This is a genomic window from Flavobacterium sp., from assembly GCF_027484205.1.
Lineage (GTDB): Bacteria > Bacteroidota > Bacteroidia > Flavobacteriales > Flavobacteriaceae > Flavobacterium.
The window spans coordinates 14,362-32,868 of the sequence record NZ_JAIXUB010000016.1; the positions used below are offsets into that span (position 1 = coordinate 14,362).

Consider the following 18,507-nt stretch of genomic DNA (forward strand, 5'->3'; position numbering starts at 1 on the left):
TCAACAATAAAAAAGGCACGATTTCTATAGAAATCGTGCCTTTTATTAACACACAAATGTAATTAATTGGTGTATTTTTTTGTAACAACAATTAAATCATCTGTAGTTATTTGAATTAATAAAACCTGATTTGTTTTACCTAAATCTAAAGTTGTTTCTGAAGAAAAAATATTTTCTTTAGTAGCTATCAATCGTCCTCGCATATCAAAAACTTTTAACTCTTTCATAGTCTTATTACCTGAATTAATATGTAATAATTCATCTGGTTTATAAAGTATTACAGAGTTGGCATCAAATTCATCTGTATGTAAAGCGTTATTTTGATATATAATTTCAAAACGATCATTGAATGTTCCCTGAAGTGTATTGAAAATATAGTTATCTAATTTTAAATTGTGTACCACATTCAATACTTTATCTCTCAAATAGATATCTTGATTAATAAATAATCCATCATAATTTGATAATTGAATTTGGAATATTCCATTTAAAGTTGTTGAATATCCTAAAGGAACAACATCTGCAATTTCAAATGGTAAAGCTCGTCCTTGAATTCCTACGATAGTAGTAGGATTAATCAATGAATAAAAATTTATAACATTTCCAGAATTGAAAGTCAATCCATCAAAACCTCTATCTAAATCATTAGTGGCTTGTTCTATATAACCAACCATAGTTTGCTTGAACGCACCTTCATTATTAAAAATATCTAGCCAAAAGCGATTCCTTTCTAAATCGACGATTTCATTTTCTATACTTGGACTTATTTCTTCTGAAGAACGAAAAAATTGCGAATTAGAATAACCACTACCTCGCATATTATTTTGAAAAGTTACATTTCCGCCTGAATTTATTCCTTTAATAAAGAAACTTTGTCCTGAAGCTACAAAACCATTTGGAGTAGCATTATTTACTCCAACACCTAGAGAAGGACTTGCAGAAACACTTCCAGAATAATTAAACATAGCATAATCATCTGCTGTATAATTATTAGCTGTTATTGGTGTGTTATGAGTCCAAAAATACATTGTTGCATCCACAACATTTGTATTTAACGGATTGGATAAAAACGATATTGCTCTCAAAGAACTTGGGTAAGGATTTCCAATTAAATTCATCTCTCCAAAACCTGGTGTACCAACAACGATTGGCGTCGTTATTGTTCCACTGTTTGGAACACCAATAAAAGAAGAAGTATATCCCGAAGTATTGTTTGCATAATAAGGCGCTCTTACAATATAACCTTTTCCCGCTTCCATTAAATTATTAGAATTGATATTAACCCAATTAGCAATTGCTGGACTAAAATAATAATAGTAATCATTTGGCGAATCAGGAGACATATTAGTTAAGGTTTGCGGAGAAACTGGTGAAGACCAATAGGTATAATCATATTCACCAACAATTGTTGTACTTCTTTGATAAGTAATATTTCCAACATTACCTCCGTTTGTTAATCCAGGAAGATTGACCACATCATTACTCTGAACCAAACTTGCACCATTTTGAAACGTTAAATTTCCTGCAACAACATTCACAGTATTTTGAACATTTAAAACATAATTATTAGGAAAAGTAACAGTTCCGCTTTGAACTAAAACCGAACAAGCATTTAAAATAAAAGGTGTTCCAGATGCTGTTAATAATGCATCTGAACTTGGATTGTAAGTCCCATTAAAAACCAATCGTTTTCCATTATCGGGCAATCCATTGCTCCATGAAGTTCCATTCCATGTTGTAGAAGGATAGGAAACAAAAACTATATTAGAACTTGCTTCATTACAAACACCATTTTTTACAATAGCTCTAAAATATCGAATAGAACTAAAAACACCCATTTGAGCAGGAGTTAGTGTTGTGGTTGTATTGGCAATTGAAGTAACATTTACTGTAAAAGCAGCATCATCAGCATATTCCCATCGAACAACATTACCAACATTGCCTGACAATGTGATATTAGAAGCGGTACTTCCATTACAAATAGTTTGACTTGAAGAAATAGTTCCTGAAACAGTTAATGGTGTAACTGTTATTGAAGCTGTACTGGTTCTAAAACAACTATTTGAAGCTGTTATTGTGGCTGTATAAGTTGTTGAAGAAAGTGGTTTTGCATATACTACACTTAAAGGTGTTCCTGCTACATAAGGAATGGTTGCAGCTACATCTGTATACAAACCTGTTGTTGGCGTCCAAGATAGTGCAGCAGCTAAGGTTCCAGAAATAGTAACATTATCAACAGCCCAAACATAAGCCCAAGGTGATATAAAATTAAATCTAACCTTTACATTAGTTTGTCCAAGATAACTATTTAAGTTCAAAGTTGCATTTACAAAACTAGCAGGAGCACCTTGTGTACTTAAATAGGATTGAATTGTTGTCCATGTTGCACCATTATCAGTTGAAACTTGAACATAAAAATTGTCGTTATCAGTATATCGTAAATAATGCCAATAATTAAGGTTTGCACTTGTATATCCTGCTAAATTGAATGAAGGCGATGTTAAAGTAGTTCTTGTTATTACACCACTAGAAGAACTTTGAGCATCAGAATTTGCTAAATAATATTGTGATAAATCATTACTTGAAAAAACAACATTCCAAAAAGGACTAATGTAATTATAATTACTTGGTTGTAATGTCCATTGCGATGCCAAAACATTTCCACCTACAGAAGTATTCGCAACAATCCAGTCGTTTGTAGCACCATTAAAATTTTGAGTCAATATCAAACTAGGTGTTGCACTACTAGTACTTCCATTAAGTGGTTGAACAGAATTGTAACAAATGGTAGATGTAGGCGGAAGTATTGAAATTGATGGTGGCGCAGCATTAACAACAACTGTTATTGTAGCAATATTTCCACATAAACTTCCGCTTGATTGATTTCCAACCAATGTATAGGTAGTCGTTGTTGTTGGATTAAATGTAAATCCAGAAGCAAAACTTCCTGAGATATTAGTATTTGGCGTCCAAACTAAACTTGAGTAGGAAGCATATCCAGAAACTGTAATCAAAGGTGTTGCATAATCTTCGCAAATAGTCGCTGTATTTTGACTTAAAGTCAAAGCCGGAGGTGCTGTTACAGTAGCTATTACTGGCACTCTTGAAGAAAGACATTCAGTAGTGAATTTCCAATTATAAAATCCTAAATAATAATTACCATCAACCAAATTTCCTGTTAAATTTGCAACACTTGAACTGTAAGGATATATTGCATTTGAAGTATTCATTCGAACACCCGAAGTTGGAACAATTTCAAAATATAAATTGTAGTTTCCGGGTTCAAACTCATAATTTATTGGAACTATTTGTGGTGTATTTCCTCCAGAAACGGTTGTAGTAAAATTGATTTGAGCAACGGTAGTATTAGATGAATTTCTTACTGCAATTCTTCCTGTTTGACCTGAAACTATAGGAAAAATATCAATACTTTGTAATATCGTATTTGAAATTACATCAAAAGTTACTGCCGATTGATAATTTTGTACTCCCAAAATCCCTAATTGAGTGGCTGGCGAAACTGGACCAACCTTTGCGATGGCACCAAATGATTTTGCTTCAACATAATAAGTAGTAGTTGAACTGATAAATGGTGTTGTATAAGAAGTACCTGTCGCAAGTAAATTATTACCTGTTGGAGTATCAAACCATCTTAAAAAAGAACCGACACTAGAAGTTGCTGATAAGGTTGTTGTTCCATATCCACATCGAGTTGTTGGTGTCGTAGATGTAATTGTTGGTGTTGAACATTCTGTATTAAACGATTCCTCTAGAGTCCAAACACTTTTATCCGAGGCACTACAATTCGATCGAACCCATACATAATAATAAGTACTAGAATTCAAACCTGAAAGTGTTGCCGTTGTTATTCCTGCACCCACACTACCTGTTGGAACGGTTGCCAAAGTTGGTGCTGTACTACTTGTTGAAAGATAATATTGATAACCTAACGATGGTAACGGACTTGCCGCTGTCCAAGATATTGTTGCAGATGAAGGAGTGATGGCACTAACTTCAACATTTGTTGGTTCAATACAAGTTGGCGACACTGTTACTCTTATATCATCAATTACAATATAAGATTGATTAGCAAGACTAATTCCTTGGAAACCTATGTAATAAACACCAGAAGTAGACGGTGTAAAATCCACTTGAGCAATGGAATAAAATGAATTATCAAATGAGGACAATGTAACTAAAGAGCTACTCATACCTAAAGGAGTTTGACTTGTACCATAAGAAACTTGCAAACTTTCCGAAGTACTAGAAGTGTTACCTGTATTATATCTAAAAAATAATCTATAGGAAGTACCTCCAGTTAAATTTAACCCTGGAACAAAAAACCAATCATTCATATCCTGAGAAGGATTAGAATTAATCTGTATTGATCGAGATGCAGAGGCAAAATTCAAATTATTGACATTCCATTGATTTGCATCACCGTTAACATTATTTACAACATAACAACTTGGAAGTGATCCAACTGCAGTTCCGTCAAAATTTTGACTGTAAGGAATATTGTAATAACCACAAGTAGTTGTAGCTGATACTGTATTACTATTAACTAAACAACCTGTACCAATAGCTTTTACCCTGCAATAATAAGTAGTCAAAGGAGATAATCCAGAAACAACTAATGAGGTAGTTGCATTACCCAACGAAAGACTTGAATAACCTGGTACTAAAGCCGTAAATGCAGCATTAGTAGAAACATCTATTTGATAATCAGTTACACCAGCAATTGCAGTCCATGTTGCAGTAAATTCATTTCCACCAATACTTGACAAAGGACTAACAACAGTTGGTGTAGAACAAGTTGTCGCTGATGCTGTTAAAATATTAGTTAAATTATAAAACGGCGCACCAAAACAAGAATCATTATAAGGAATAACCCAAAAATAATAGGTTTGATTTGGCAACAAAGTAGTAGCTGTAAAAGTAACTAATGCAGAAGCACTTAAAACTCTGTAACCGCTGTAAGTAGTACCAACAGCATAATAACTTCTGTTTGTAATAATTGCAGCTGTTGGAGGCGTATTAACAGTACTTAATAATACTAAATATTTTGAAGCTGCAGGCGAAGCTGCAACAAAAGAGTTACCATTGATAGAGTTATGAAGAATACTTGTAGCGCCAACAACTAAACTCGTAGGTTGAGCTGAAGGTGTAGTACAAGGAACTGGAGGTGTAAAAGTGTACAATAAATTAGAATTTGGATAAGCACCAACATTTGTATTTACTGTAGAATTTGCAACACCTACATTTGTAAAACTTAACCATTGAGAGGTTGTTCCTTGCGCTCTACTAAAAGTATTTCCTTGTGCAGTCAAATTGTTTAAACCTCTCAAACCCACTTGAACAGCAACATTGGTTGTCGTTAATGGCTGACACAATCCATAAGATAAGGAAATAACATTAGTAGTTTCAGAGAGACGAATTTGAAAATTAAACGTTCCAGCAACTGTTTTTCTTACAGCGTCTTTCCATTCCACAACAAAAGTTCTGTTTGGTGCAGTTCCAATAGTTTGATAAACAATATCAAAACCTCCTGAAATCAAATCTGTTCCTAAAGCACTAATTGCTCCTCCAGAAGTAGTTTCATATATAGTGTTAGTATTAATAGGTGTGTAATTTGTTGGAACTGGTTGTGCTAAACTTCCAAAAGTTATAAATCCATTTGGACTTATGTAACAATTTGTAAAAGATACACCATCATATAAAAAACTAAAACCTAAATTAGCTTGATGAGCACTTCCTGCCACATGATTATCCCAAGCACCACTGTAGGCAACAGTACCACCAGTTAAAGGTGTATATGCAAATGAGGTTGCAGATTGTGTAAATGCATAAGAACCAACTTGAGCATTAGTTTGATTTACTTGAAAAAGAAAAAATAAAACAAAAACAAACAACTTATAAAGTGCTCTATTCTTTATGAATCCAAATAAAAACTTATAATAATTTAAACGCATTACGTCTTTTCTTTCTTAAAATTTAATAATACAATATATTGATTATGAATACAAATAAACAAATTTTAACATTTAAAATTACTAATATTCCATTATGATATTGTAAAATAGTCTTTTTTTCGACAAGAAGTATATTTTATCGATAAAATACAAAAAACCTGCTCAAAAAGCAGGTTTTTAAAATTTAAATTAATTGAGGCTTTTAAATTATAAAGATATTTTTTTAATAACAATCTGATTATCAGAGGTAACAACATAAACTATCAACAATTGATTTTTAACATTACATGGGATTCTTACTTCGTTGGAACCTGTAGATTCAACTAATTTTATCAAACGCCCATTAACATCAAAAACTTTAATTTTAGAAATGGATAAATCATTTGAACTAACAATAAATCCATCTAGATTTTTATAAACTATAATATCATTAGATACTGTAAAATCATCGTTTGCCAAAGTACTATCATAAACGATTTCAAAACGGTTTTCAAATACGCCTACATTGGAAAAAAAGGTGTAAGGAGTATTTTTAATACTAACCACCGTATTTAGTAAATTATCTTTCAATAAAATATCTTGTTCGCTACTGAACAATCCATCAGTTTCTGAAACAGAAATGCTAAAATTATCAGCTACATTGGTTCTGAACAACAATGGAACTACATCAGTCGCAACGAAACTTGGCTTAGCTTGAATGATTAATTCTTTTCCGTCTATTACTGATAATAATGCTGTAGAAGAATTATTGATATCTAAACCATCTATAGCATCATCAAAAGAGGTTGTAGCTTCAGGTAAATAGGCAATCAACTTTTTACCAAAACTCAAATTACTACTGTTCTTAATATCCAACCAAAAACGGTCTTTTTCAACCGAAGCTGTACTTCTATAAAACTGATTTACATTAGTCGAAGTACGCATAGCATTGGTAAAATTAACAGCAGTAGCACCTGATTTTGCTTGAACTATAAAACCTTGACCTGCTGAAATTAAATTTGAATCAGTATAACTGTGTCCATTATTTATGGTGCATCCAGCTGTAGTACAAGAAGAATAGGATATTGGATTATCATCATTATTTGTTTTTCTCCAAAACCAAATTGTACCCTCAATGTTGCTACTATTTACCGATAAAAAATTATCAATATTGATAGCTGATGGATATGGATTTCCAACAGAGTTGTAGCGTGTTGTTGCACTTCCTCCATCAATCAAAGATTTTGAAATTGGACCATTATTTGGAACTCCAACAAAACTTCCATTCCAAGTTTGTGCCCATGTTGGATGATTATTAGGCATTCTTATTAAATAACCTTTGGCATTTTCAAATGGTATTGAAGGTGAAACCGTACCATAAAAATTGCCCGTAGTGTTAAAAGTATAAAAACGATTAGTCAATGTTAATGGTGAGAAATTCAATAATGTTTGACTACCAGTAACTGGTGATGACCACAAGGTATAATCCAATCGTTTTAATGCAGAAGATGTTCTTTTGTATGTAATATTTCCTGAGTTAGACACATTCTTAACTTGAAATAAATTGGCATTATTTTCAAAAGTCAAAGAACCTCCACTAACCGTAACACTTCCATCAAGCAACATATCATGCGATGAATTAATTACAACATTTCCGCTTGAAACAGTACAAGAGCATCCGGGAACATCTGCTGTTGAACTAAAATTTCCTTGAAACACAATATCAGTTGTTGATGTTGGTGTTATATTCCATGAAGTTCCATTCCAAGTAGCTGTAACTCCTGTAGCAATAGTAGCAACTGTTGAATAAGCAGCCGTACAACTTCCTGTTTGAACAACAGCTCTAAAATAAGTTGTTGATGAGATAGTTCCCATGGAAGTACTTGTCAAAACAGGTGTAGTCACACTAATATCTATTGGTGCTGTAAAAGCAATATCATTCGATTTTTGCCATTTTATAATAGTTCCAACATAACCTGACAAAGTTAAATTACTAGGAGTGGTATTACTGCAAATAGTTTGATTTCCAGAAACTGTTCCTGCCACAGAACCCGGAGTAACCGTAACAGTTATTGGATAATTGACGCTAGTACAACTTGGATAATATTTAATAACTCTAAAAACAGCATTGTAAGTTCCTGGCGCGATTCCATAAGGTACATTAATAGTCACCGAATTTGGCGCCGCAGCTAAACCTCCATTTTGATCACTAAACCCTGCAGTATTTGCAGTTGTATCAAAATCTAAAACCCAACCTTCGGGCGAACCTGTAGTAGCAGAATAATTCAATTGCGTAGTAGTAGTGGTAACACAAACTATTGGATCTGCTCCTAAAGAAACTGAAAGTTCTGGGTTGACTGTTACTACGAATGGAGTTGAATTTACTGAAGGACATGTTCCATTTCCTACCACTGCTCTATATTCCCATGTTCCACTTACGGTTGGTGATTCCGAATAAGATATTGCAGTTGTGGCTATTGGATTCCAAGTTCCTGAATTTAATCTTTTTTCCCAATTTAATACCGTACCTACATAACCACCACCAAGAGTCATAGTTCCTGTGGAAGAATTTATACAAATTACTGCATTTCCTCCAAAGACGCCACCACCTACTGGAGCTTGAATTACTGTAACTGCTAAATTCCTAACAGCACTCGTTGCACAACCGTTTGAAGCAGTAACGCTAATATTTCCATTTTGTCCTGTTGTTCCTGTAGTAACCGTTATTGAAGTTGAACCTTGTCCAGCTGTTATAGTCCAACCAGTAGGAACTGTCCAAGTATAATTTAATGCATTTGGTACAGCCGCAATACTATATACTTGTCCCGTTGTTGAAGGACATTGAGCAGCAACTCCAGAAATAGAACCTGCAATAGTTAAAGTTGTAGCAGCACTTGTATTTACCTGAATTACATTAGTAAAAAACTCACAACCTCCAGCATTAGAAGCTGCAGCTCTTAAAACTCTTCTATAATATCGTACAATATTAGTTGTAGTTGTAATTGCTGGTGGTGCATAATCTTCCGCAGTTGCTCCTGTGATATTAGTAAAGTTTACATTATCTGTTGAAACTTGCCACTGAAAAGAAATTGTTGGATTTGTTGCACCACCACAATAGGAAAATGCAGTAGCATCTAATGTTCCTGGAGCAACTCCTGAACATCTATTGATAACACTTGGACCAACAATTGAATTTGTTGTTGGAACAAAAGGTGTTAAACTGAAATTAGCAACGTTATCACCTTGATATTCATAAAAATCAAAAACAATATCACTATTACCATTCAGGTAAATCAAATTATTACAGTAACTCGTTGGCGATTGTTGTTTCCATTCATTAAAAACTAAAACACCATCAACATATACTCTAATTCCATCATCACCTGTTACATTTAAAAAATAACATCCCGTTTTTGTAGAACGCATTCTATAACGAACAGCAAATAATTCAGTATAAATATTCGTTCTTGCAACACCATTAGATAAAACTGGCATACAAGCATATTGTCCTCCAAAGTTTTCAGTAATAGTTTCTGTTGGAATATTATAATAACCAACATAGTTAGCCGCAGTGAATGGACTCACTGTTGATGATGGTGACGTTGGAGAAGTACCTCCTGGAGGTGGACCACCAGTGTAATTATAAACATGACCAATCCATTGATCAATACCAAAAGCAGTCTGAGAATCTTGGGTATTACCAACACTATTCAATGTCAAAGTTAATACTCCTCCGGCTGTATTATCATTTATACAAGTAGCTCTTGAAAGCAATATTTTTATTTGACCTGTAAGTGGAGAAGTCCAATTAGAAATTGTTGCTCCAGACAAACCACTTGCAAAAGTAGCTGGACTAACATTAGCATTTGTTGATGCATCTAAAATGGTTAAATTCTCATTTTGCAAAAGAAAAACATTACCCACAGAAAAAGTATAATTAAATCCTCTGACAACATTTACCACAACAAATTGACCAGCTCTAACTGAAGCAGTCGTTATTGTATTTCCATTGTCAACACAAAAAGTATTTACTGAACCTACTTGTGTTAAAGGAGTTCCTGTGTAGCTACATTGACTGTGCACACCTAGTATATTAAAAAAAACTACAAATAAAAACAGTACTTTCTTCATAATCAATTTTTTGCAAAAATTTTTTGCAAAAATATGACTACAAATTTATTTAAGCAAATAAACAGATACTAAAAAGTTGTTAAGCAAAAATTATAAGTAATTGAATTTCAATTGTTTAAATAAAAAGTAGAATTGATTCTACAATAAAAAAGTCCTTTAATTACTTAAAGGACTTCATTTTTTATTAAAATAAGATGTTAATTAACCACTTTCTTAGTAACTACAATTCCATCATTAGAAGTAACTTGTACTAATAGAATTTGATTTGTTTCTGAAACATTTAATGTAGTTTGTGTTGCGTTGATATTTGTTTTTTCTGTCAATAATCGACCTCTAATATCAAACACTTTAACTGATGCCATATCAAAAATTCCTGTATTGATAGTTAAAACGTTATTATTATTGTAAACTATCACATTGTTAGAAGTTAATGTTGGAGTATCAACATTTAAAGTATTTTGATAAATCACTTCAAATCTATTATTGAATGTTCCAATTGTAGAAGTAAAAGTATAAGCTCCACTATTCAAATCATGAACTGCTCCTGTTTGATTGTCTCTTAAATAAATTCCTTGACTAGTACTAGCAAACAATCCATCCTTATTGTATAATGATATTGAGAAGTTTCCTTCTGTTTCTGTTTTAAATCCTAAAGGAACAATATCAGTAGCATCAAAAGGTAATGTTTTTCCTTGAATAGCAAACTCTTGTCCTGTAATTATAGAAGTTAAAGCAGTTTGACTATCATTGATATATTTACCATCGATTTGAGCGTCAATACCATTAGTTGCACCTGTCATGTAAGAAACCATAGTTTGTCCAATAGTAGCTGTAGCATTTGATAAATTCAACCAAATTCTATTTCTCTCTACAGTTGCTGTTGACGATGCACTTGAAGCGCTTCTAAAAGTTTGGTTAGCATTATTAGCAATTCTCATTTGATTATTAAACTCAAAAGAAGTAGATGTTGCTTTTGCTAAAAACCCTTGCCCAACTTGAATAGTTCCGTTTGGAACTGCACTTGTTGGTGAAGCTCCTGTTCCTGGCGATGGAGTTGCTCCTCCTGCTAAAGTATAAGTAGCATAAGCAGAACCTGTTGCTCCATTTGTTTTTCTCCAAAAATACAAAGCATCATTCAGATTATTTGTTGCAATAAAATCGTCAGCATCAATTGTTGAAGGATAAGGATTTCCTGTTGCATAGTATAAGCCACTTGTCAAAGAACCTAAACTTATTGGACCATTATTTGGTTGTCCTACGAATGAACCATTCCAAACCGCTGGAGCAGTTGGATGATTAAATGGCAAACGAATTAAATATCCTGTAGCATTTTGAAATTCTGTAGTAGAAGGCGAAGCCACTGATACATATTGATCGTTTGAGCTGTTATAAGTATAAAAACGAACTGTTGGACTAACTGAGGTCAAAGGTGAAAAATTCAACAATGATTGTGTTCCATCAACCGGAGATGACCACATTACATAATCAAAACGCATTAAAGGATTTGTTGTTCTTCTAACTGTTATATTACCTGAATTTGCTACATCTGTAGTTTGAACTAAATTAGCATTATTATTTAAAGTAAACGAACTTCCACTTGCAACTGTCAGGGCACCACTTAAAGTAACATTATTTCCCGATGGAATAGTTACTACCGCATTATTATTTACTGTCAAAGTACACGCATCGATATCTGCAACCTCTGAATAATTTGCAGCAATAATAGCTGTCATCGTACTTGTTGGAACTCCATTATCCCATGCTGGTAATGTAGCAGGTGATGTGATTGTCCATGTTGTGGTTGTGCCAACAACAATTGTCATTGTGACAATCGACGCACATTGACCTGAATCTGGAGTAAATGTATAAGTTGTGGTTGCTGTATTGTTAATTGCTGGCGACCAAGTTCCAATTACTCCATTATTTGAAGTTGTAGGTAAACTTGACAAAGCACCTCCATTACAAATTGGTGCTACTTGCGTAAAAGCAGGTGTTACTTGTGGAGTTACTGTTAAAGTTGCATTATTAGATGAAATTAAATTTAAACAATCATCAAAAACATCAACAGAATAAACTGCAGCATCGGCAATAGCAGTTGAAGCGATAGTATATGAAGCTAAATCTGGAGCTCCAGAAATAGCAACACCATCTTTTTTCCATTCATAACTATAACTTGTAGAACCTGTTAATGCAACTGTAAATACTGTTGCACTTCCTTCACAAACAGTTTGAGATTGAGGTTGAGTGGTAATTGTAGCTGGATTTATAACTGAAATAATTGCACTTCCTGTCATTGCAAGTAGCAAATTACATGTTCCATTATTATTGGTAGCTTCTACTGTATAAGTTCCAGCTGTTGATAGATTTGTAAATGAAATAGCAGAGCCTGTACCAGCAACCACACTTCCAACATTATTACCATCTCTTTTCAACTGATAATTTATTCCTAATTGAGAACCTGAAAGCGAAACGCTTGTTGTTGAAGTTGAACAAATTGCGCCTCCACCAGTTACATTGTATGCTATTGGCTCAACACACAAAACATTACCATTAAAAGCTAACCCATTTGTTCCCGAAGTAGCAGAACTAAATCCCCAACCACCTGTTGTAGTTTGTCCTGAAGCGTAAAATCTAAAATATACAGTAGTTCCAGAAGGAATATTTTGTAAAGCAGTAACTCCTGTCAAATTTATTGATGGCATAGTAGCAGGTGTCGTACCTGAAACAATTACAGGGCTATTTATTAGAGTAAAGTTTGTACCATCTAAACTATATGCAAATTGATTAGAAACTCCAGGAGAAGCAGAGAAAGTGGCTGTTCCTACTAAGTTTGCAGTTATCAATGATAAATTTAATGAATAACCTATATCTGTTTTAAGAGTAGTTTGAAAATAATCAGTATTTGATGTTGAAATACCATTATTTTGAAAACCAGTTGTTCTAAAAGAATTACTTCCATTACTCGGAGAAGCTCCTGCACCTCTTGTTATGTCTGTCAATGAACCCGTATTATCTAAATTTGAATTAAAAGTTGTAGCTGCATAAGTAGTTGGATTTGATGTTGCAGAACCTGCACCAAAAAAATCCCAAGCCGCTAAAACTACTGGCGCTAAAGTCACCACAATATTACTACTTGTAGCTTGAGTTAAACTTCCTGAATTTGCATTTAAAGTATATGTTGACGCCGCATCAAACTGTGCTGCAGCAAATGTAGCAATTCCTGCGACTGCAGTTGCGCTTAGCGTTCCTGTTAAATTTCCAGTTCCTGTTGCTTTTGATATTGTTATTGTACCAGTAAAGGTATTATCTACACTATTATCTGGTCTTCTGGCTTCAACAGTAAAAGTTGTTAAGTTAACACCAACATTTCCAGTTGCTGGAACACCAACAAATGCTAATTGAGTAGCCGCCGCTAAAACATTAAATGAACTGCTGGTTGCAGCACTAAGAACTACTCCTGATGAATTAGTAGCAGTCAATGTAACACCAGTTCCAGCATTTGGCAAAATAATACCTGTTACTACAACCGAACTTGATCCTGAATTAATTGTTCCTGTTGTTGTTCCTGCAATAGTTCCTGCATTTCCATTAGAAGTTAATGTAAAAGAGGAGTTTGCAGACAAAGTCGTTGAAGCACCATAGGCATCTTGAGCAGATACAGTAGCACTAAATCCTACTCCTGCTGTTGGTGATGCTGGCGTTATAGCCGTTAGAACATATCTACTTGGTACAGATAAAAAGGCATTATCTCTACCTATAGCAAAATACTGCGTTCCTGTTGTCATGTCAACAGGAGAAAGATTTGTATTTGATGAAACTGTAAATGGATTTGATCCTGCATGAGTTGCTGAAACTTGAGACCAAGTTGTACCATTGTAATGACCAATAAAATTATCGGTTGCTGCAGCAAAACCTGCACCTGTTTCACCTGTATTATATTGTGCAACAACGGCTAAGTTACTTCCACCAGCTACTGCTTCGGTTGTAATCCATTGTCTTGTAATTGTTTTTGTTGAATTGATTCCTGCAGGAACTGTATTTGCAACACTAACTCCATAAATATCTGAAGTACCTGAATTAGTAAATGTAATTGGATTATAAACAGTGTTTCCAGTTGCAAACAACACTGCAGTTGCAGAAACAGGTCGTCTTAATTGACCCGTTGAGTTAGTCACTACATAGTTAGTAGAATTAGCACCTGTTAGTGCACCACTAACGGTTAAGTTATTTGCTCCAATTGTTAATTTACCATTTGTAAGTGCTAATGTTTGATTAACAGTTACTGCACTTGAAGCTTGCAAAGTAAGTCCTGTTGTGTTATTTAAAGTTAAAAATTCAAAAGTCGTTGCACCTGTTAATGTTTGTGCCGCGGTACCATTGAAAGTTACTAATCTTGAATTTGGTGAGAAAACACCTGTTCTTGTCCAGTTTCCAGCTACATTCATATCACCACCAACTGCATCTCCTAATGAAAGATTACCAGAAATAACAACATTTCCGCCAACGGTTAAAGAACCACTAGCAGCACCAGCACCATAATCCATATATAATGACGAACCTGAATCTATTGTTAAATTTCTAGACAAAGCTAAATTTGTAGAAAATGCACCTGCTGTATTTGGCACATCAAGAGTTGTGTTGTTTGAAACTTGTATATCTGAAGGATATCCTGCTCCTGATGTTGTACTCCATTCTACTCCTCTACCATAAGATGTTCCTCCACTATTGTACTTCAGTAATGATCCAACTCCATAAATTGGAGGATTTGTATTGACAAAACAACTTGTAGTACTGTTTATAGATAAAGTTCCATTTAAAGTTGTAATGAATACTGCTCCCGATTTACCAAAATCTAAATTACCATTAGCATTTAAATTGACAATAACATTAGCAGCCAAAGTCAAGCTTCCAGTTCCTGCATTATTTGCTACCACTTTATAATTAGTAATATCTAATTTTCCTCCAGCCACAGCAGAAGTAATAGTTCTAGAACCATTTACATAAATTGAACCTCCAGAGTTGTTCATTGTTAATGTTCTTCCATTTAAATCAAGACTTCCTGCGTTTATTAATTGTAGAACGTTACCCGATGTTGCATTGACTGTAATATCTGTTGCTGGCGAAGAACTTATTACTACATTTCCAGCTGCTTTATTAACTACTAAATAATCAAAAGCAACTATTCCTGTCCCAGTTTTTGTTATCGTTTGATTGCCTGTTGCTCCATTAAAATTAACAGCTCTTCCATTTGTAGAAAAATTAGCTGTAGCACCAACTGTTAAACTACCTCCAAGTGTTAAATCTCCAGAAGAAGTTCCAAGTGTTATGTTTCCATTAACTATTACATTTGAACCTACCGTTAACCCTGCATTTCCTCCACTAAAATTTTGATATAATGAAGAACCTGAATCTATTGTTACTATGCCGTTTGCTAAAAATGTTGAAGCACTTCCGTTAGCAAAGTTTAAAGTAGTTGAATTGCTTATTTGAACATTATTAGGATAACCAGCAGTTGTTCCTACTGTTCCTGATGTTGCATTCCATTCGGATGCTCTCCCAAAAGTTCCTCCAGTATTGTATATTAAAGTAGAAGCATTACCATAGACAGGAGAAGTTGAAAAAGCACCACCAGAGTTAATTCTGATAGTTCCATTTAAATTTAAAACTGTACCTTGAACATTTCCAGCGGTTTGAAAAACACCCGTAACTGTTCTAGAAACACCTAAATTAATTCCTGCAGCACTTGAATTTGCGACCGTTACATTTACTGGTCCGCTTGAAGATGGCCAGTAGGTATGAGTAGAATCTATTGGCCCATAAGTACCACCAGTATGATTAAAAACCAAAGTAGAAGAAGCTCCATAGGTCCATGTTCCAGCACCTCCACCAAAACCTCCTTGATTTATTTGAAAAGTACCATTTATAGTGGTTGTTCCAGAATTAGTATAAGTTACACTTGTTGCTAAAGTACCTCCAGCATCAACCGTAGTTGTAGTTCCTGAATTTCTAGTATTAATTCCTCCAGTGGTAGTGTCCATAGTTACAACATGTCCAGAAGCTATAATTACATTGTCAGCCGATGTTGGAACAGTATTTCCAACCCATGTAGCAGGATTAGACCAATTTCCTGATTGTGTAGAGGTAATAGAAGTTGCAAAAAAAGTAGGCGTAATACTCAAATCATCAACAGCCAATAAATGACTACTTGAACCTGCTTTAGTCCATCTCAACATAATTTCAGAACCAGCCGGAATTGATAAAGATATTGTTGCGCTTTTCGCAGTTCTGTTAGCAGTTAAATTTCCATCTAGAGCACCTGCCGTTCCTATATTTGGAGAAACAAAATCTAATGCTGTAACTGGTACCCATGTCCCAGCAGTAATAGAAGTAACTGTCGTTCCAATTTGATATTCAAAAACCAATGTTTGATTACCTGCATTTTGTCTCCATTGCTCACCGTTATAAGAAACTAAAAGTGAAGTAATAGCATTAGCATTATTATTTTTAAGTCGAATTCCAAAATTATGAGTAGTTGCAGTTGATAAAGCTCCTAAAGCTCTATCTGTTGCACTAGTAGAACCACAATTGTAAACGCCATTTGTATTAGTAGATCCTGTATTAGGATTTAATGTTGTAACAGTAGAGTACCAGCCAGCCAGCGGAGTTGTATTATCAGTCCAAGTTACTGGTGCTGTAGAACTCAATCCGTTAAAATTTTGAGTTATTGGTGTAGTTGTTGTGACACTGACTTGCCCATAAGAAAAAGAGGTAAGCAAAAGCAACGCAAGCAAAACAAATGTTGGATTAATTCCATTTAAAATTTTTTTGCTAAATACAAAAACGTTTTGAGTAAAGTTATTCATAAAATTAAAATATATTTAATGATAAAAGGAAAAGGTATTCAATTGAAAATGAACACAATTTTCCAGCCAACAAAGATATTAATTAAAACCAAATTACAAAATATTGAATGTGTAGATTTTAGGCTACATCGTTGTAATGTTAAAAACAACTCTTTATGTAGGATTTAACAGTAAAATCTCCTCAAATTTAAAGAGAGTTTTAGTTATTTTCATCGTTTAAAAACAACTTGAAATCCAAAACTCCAAATCCAACTTCTACATCACGCATCCACATTTCACTTTTTCCTTCTCCGATGCATTTCCCAACAAAAAGCAATGCTACTAAGAAACCTTTAGTTATCGGCATATCAATTTTGAAATCCATAGTTTGATGCAACACATCACAATACTGTTTACCGCTACTATGGACTTGGTATTCATAAGTATCTAAATCAAGTTGCAACAATAATACTTCTGCACCCAATTGCATCGAGGGTTTAAGTTTATATTGATGCGGACAAACACTAACAGTGCCTGTTTCAAAATCAAAAAAACTAGTAATTTCAACACCAGCACTCAAAGAACGCTTTGGATTCAATTGAAATTTTTTAAATTGATAAACACCTTCTGGAGTAGCAATTCCTTTAGCAAAAGTTTTAGTACCTTTTTCAGATGAAACATCACAATTTTTTATACCCATAACCATCGATTGGATATGATTATAAATCATATTTTCAGGAACAAATTGCAACCACAAAGAAAGAGCTCGCTTAATACTTGATGCTAATTTAGCACATTTACCAAACTCACTTTGACGCTTCCTTACAGACTCATAACGTTCTTCTGTTTTTAAACGTTCACCTTTAAAACCTCCTTTGCGTTGTATAATCAAACTACCATTGCGTTGGTAAGCTACCAAATCACCTATAGAACCTTCAAACTGAATCAATCCAATATTTTTTGCCATAATTACCCAAATAAACAAAATAAAATTAGTACATTAGCTCATGATTTTTAAATCATTAAGCTTTTTTTTTAAACTACAGAAAAAGCAAACAAAATCCTAATACTTTCCAATATACTACAACGCTACCATTACGTAGCCATGACGCTACTATAACGCTATCATTACGTATTTAGTACTTATTATGTTCTTAATTCACTCTTATTATACCCATTACTAAAGCTATCGAACAAAATAGGAACAAAGTACAAACAAAACCTTTGCTATTCTTTAAGAGAAATTTTCAATTTACAGGATAGCAAAACCTCTTTTTCATCTTTGATACACAGAAATAAAAACAAAAAAAACCTCCTCAATTACTTGAGGAGGTTTCTGTTTATTTATAGTTTATCAAACTATCTTTTGATAACTCGTAAGGTTTGTATGTTTTCTCCTTGAGTTACAATTACATTGTAAACTCCTGATGGATAATTATTTCCAACCTCAAACGATGCAACATCTGAAACATTGATTTGTCTTTGTTCCACTTGTTTACCTATCATGTCATAAACACTCACTTTGATTACTTCTTCACTTGATGTGTTGACATCTAATTTGAAGTTCTCTGCAAATGGATTTG

Annotated in this window: 5 protein-coding genes; all 5 read right to left on the reverse strand. The window is 33.9% G+C overall.

All coding sequences use genetic code 11. The features are described 5' to 3' along the window. Window positions 1-62: 62 nt before the first annotated feature. A complete protein-coding gene (locus Q0049_RS08730; protein WP_298118822.1) occupies window positions 63-5,972 on the reverse strand; it encodes a choice-of-anchor J domain-containing protein in 5,910 nt (1,969 codons plus the stop codon). 207 nt (window positions 5,973-6,179) lie between these two features. Further along, window positions 6,180-10,082: a PA14 domain-containing protein gene (locus tag Q0049_RS08735; RefSeq protein ID WP_298118825.1), complete on the reverse strand. Its 3,903-nt coding sequence runs from the start codon at window positions 10,080-10,082 to the stop codon at window positions 6,180-6,182. A gap of 197 nt (window positions 10,083-10,279) precedes the next feature. After that, entirely contained in the window at window positions 10,280-16,945 is a 6,666-nt protein-coding gene (locus Q0049_RS08740; protein WP_298118827.1) for a T9SS sorting signal type C domain-containing protein, read from the reverse strand. Between the two features lie 199 nt (window positions 16,946-17,144). Further along, a complete protein-coding gene (locus Q0049_RS08745) occupies window positions 17,145-17,891 on the reverse strand; it encodes a hypothetical protein (RefSeq protein WP_298118830.1) in 747 nt (248 codons plus the stop codon). A 392-nt stretch (window positions 17,892-18,283) separates the two neighbouring features. Further along, window positions 18,284-18,507, reverse strand: a 224-nt coding sequence (locus Q0049_RS08750; RefSeq protein WP_298118833.1) for a T9SS type A sorting domain-containing protein, incomplete at its 5' end; no start/stop codon positions are given.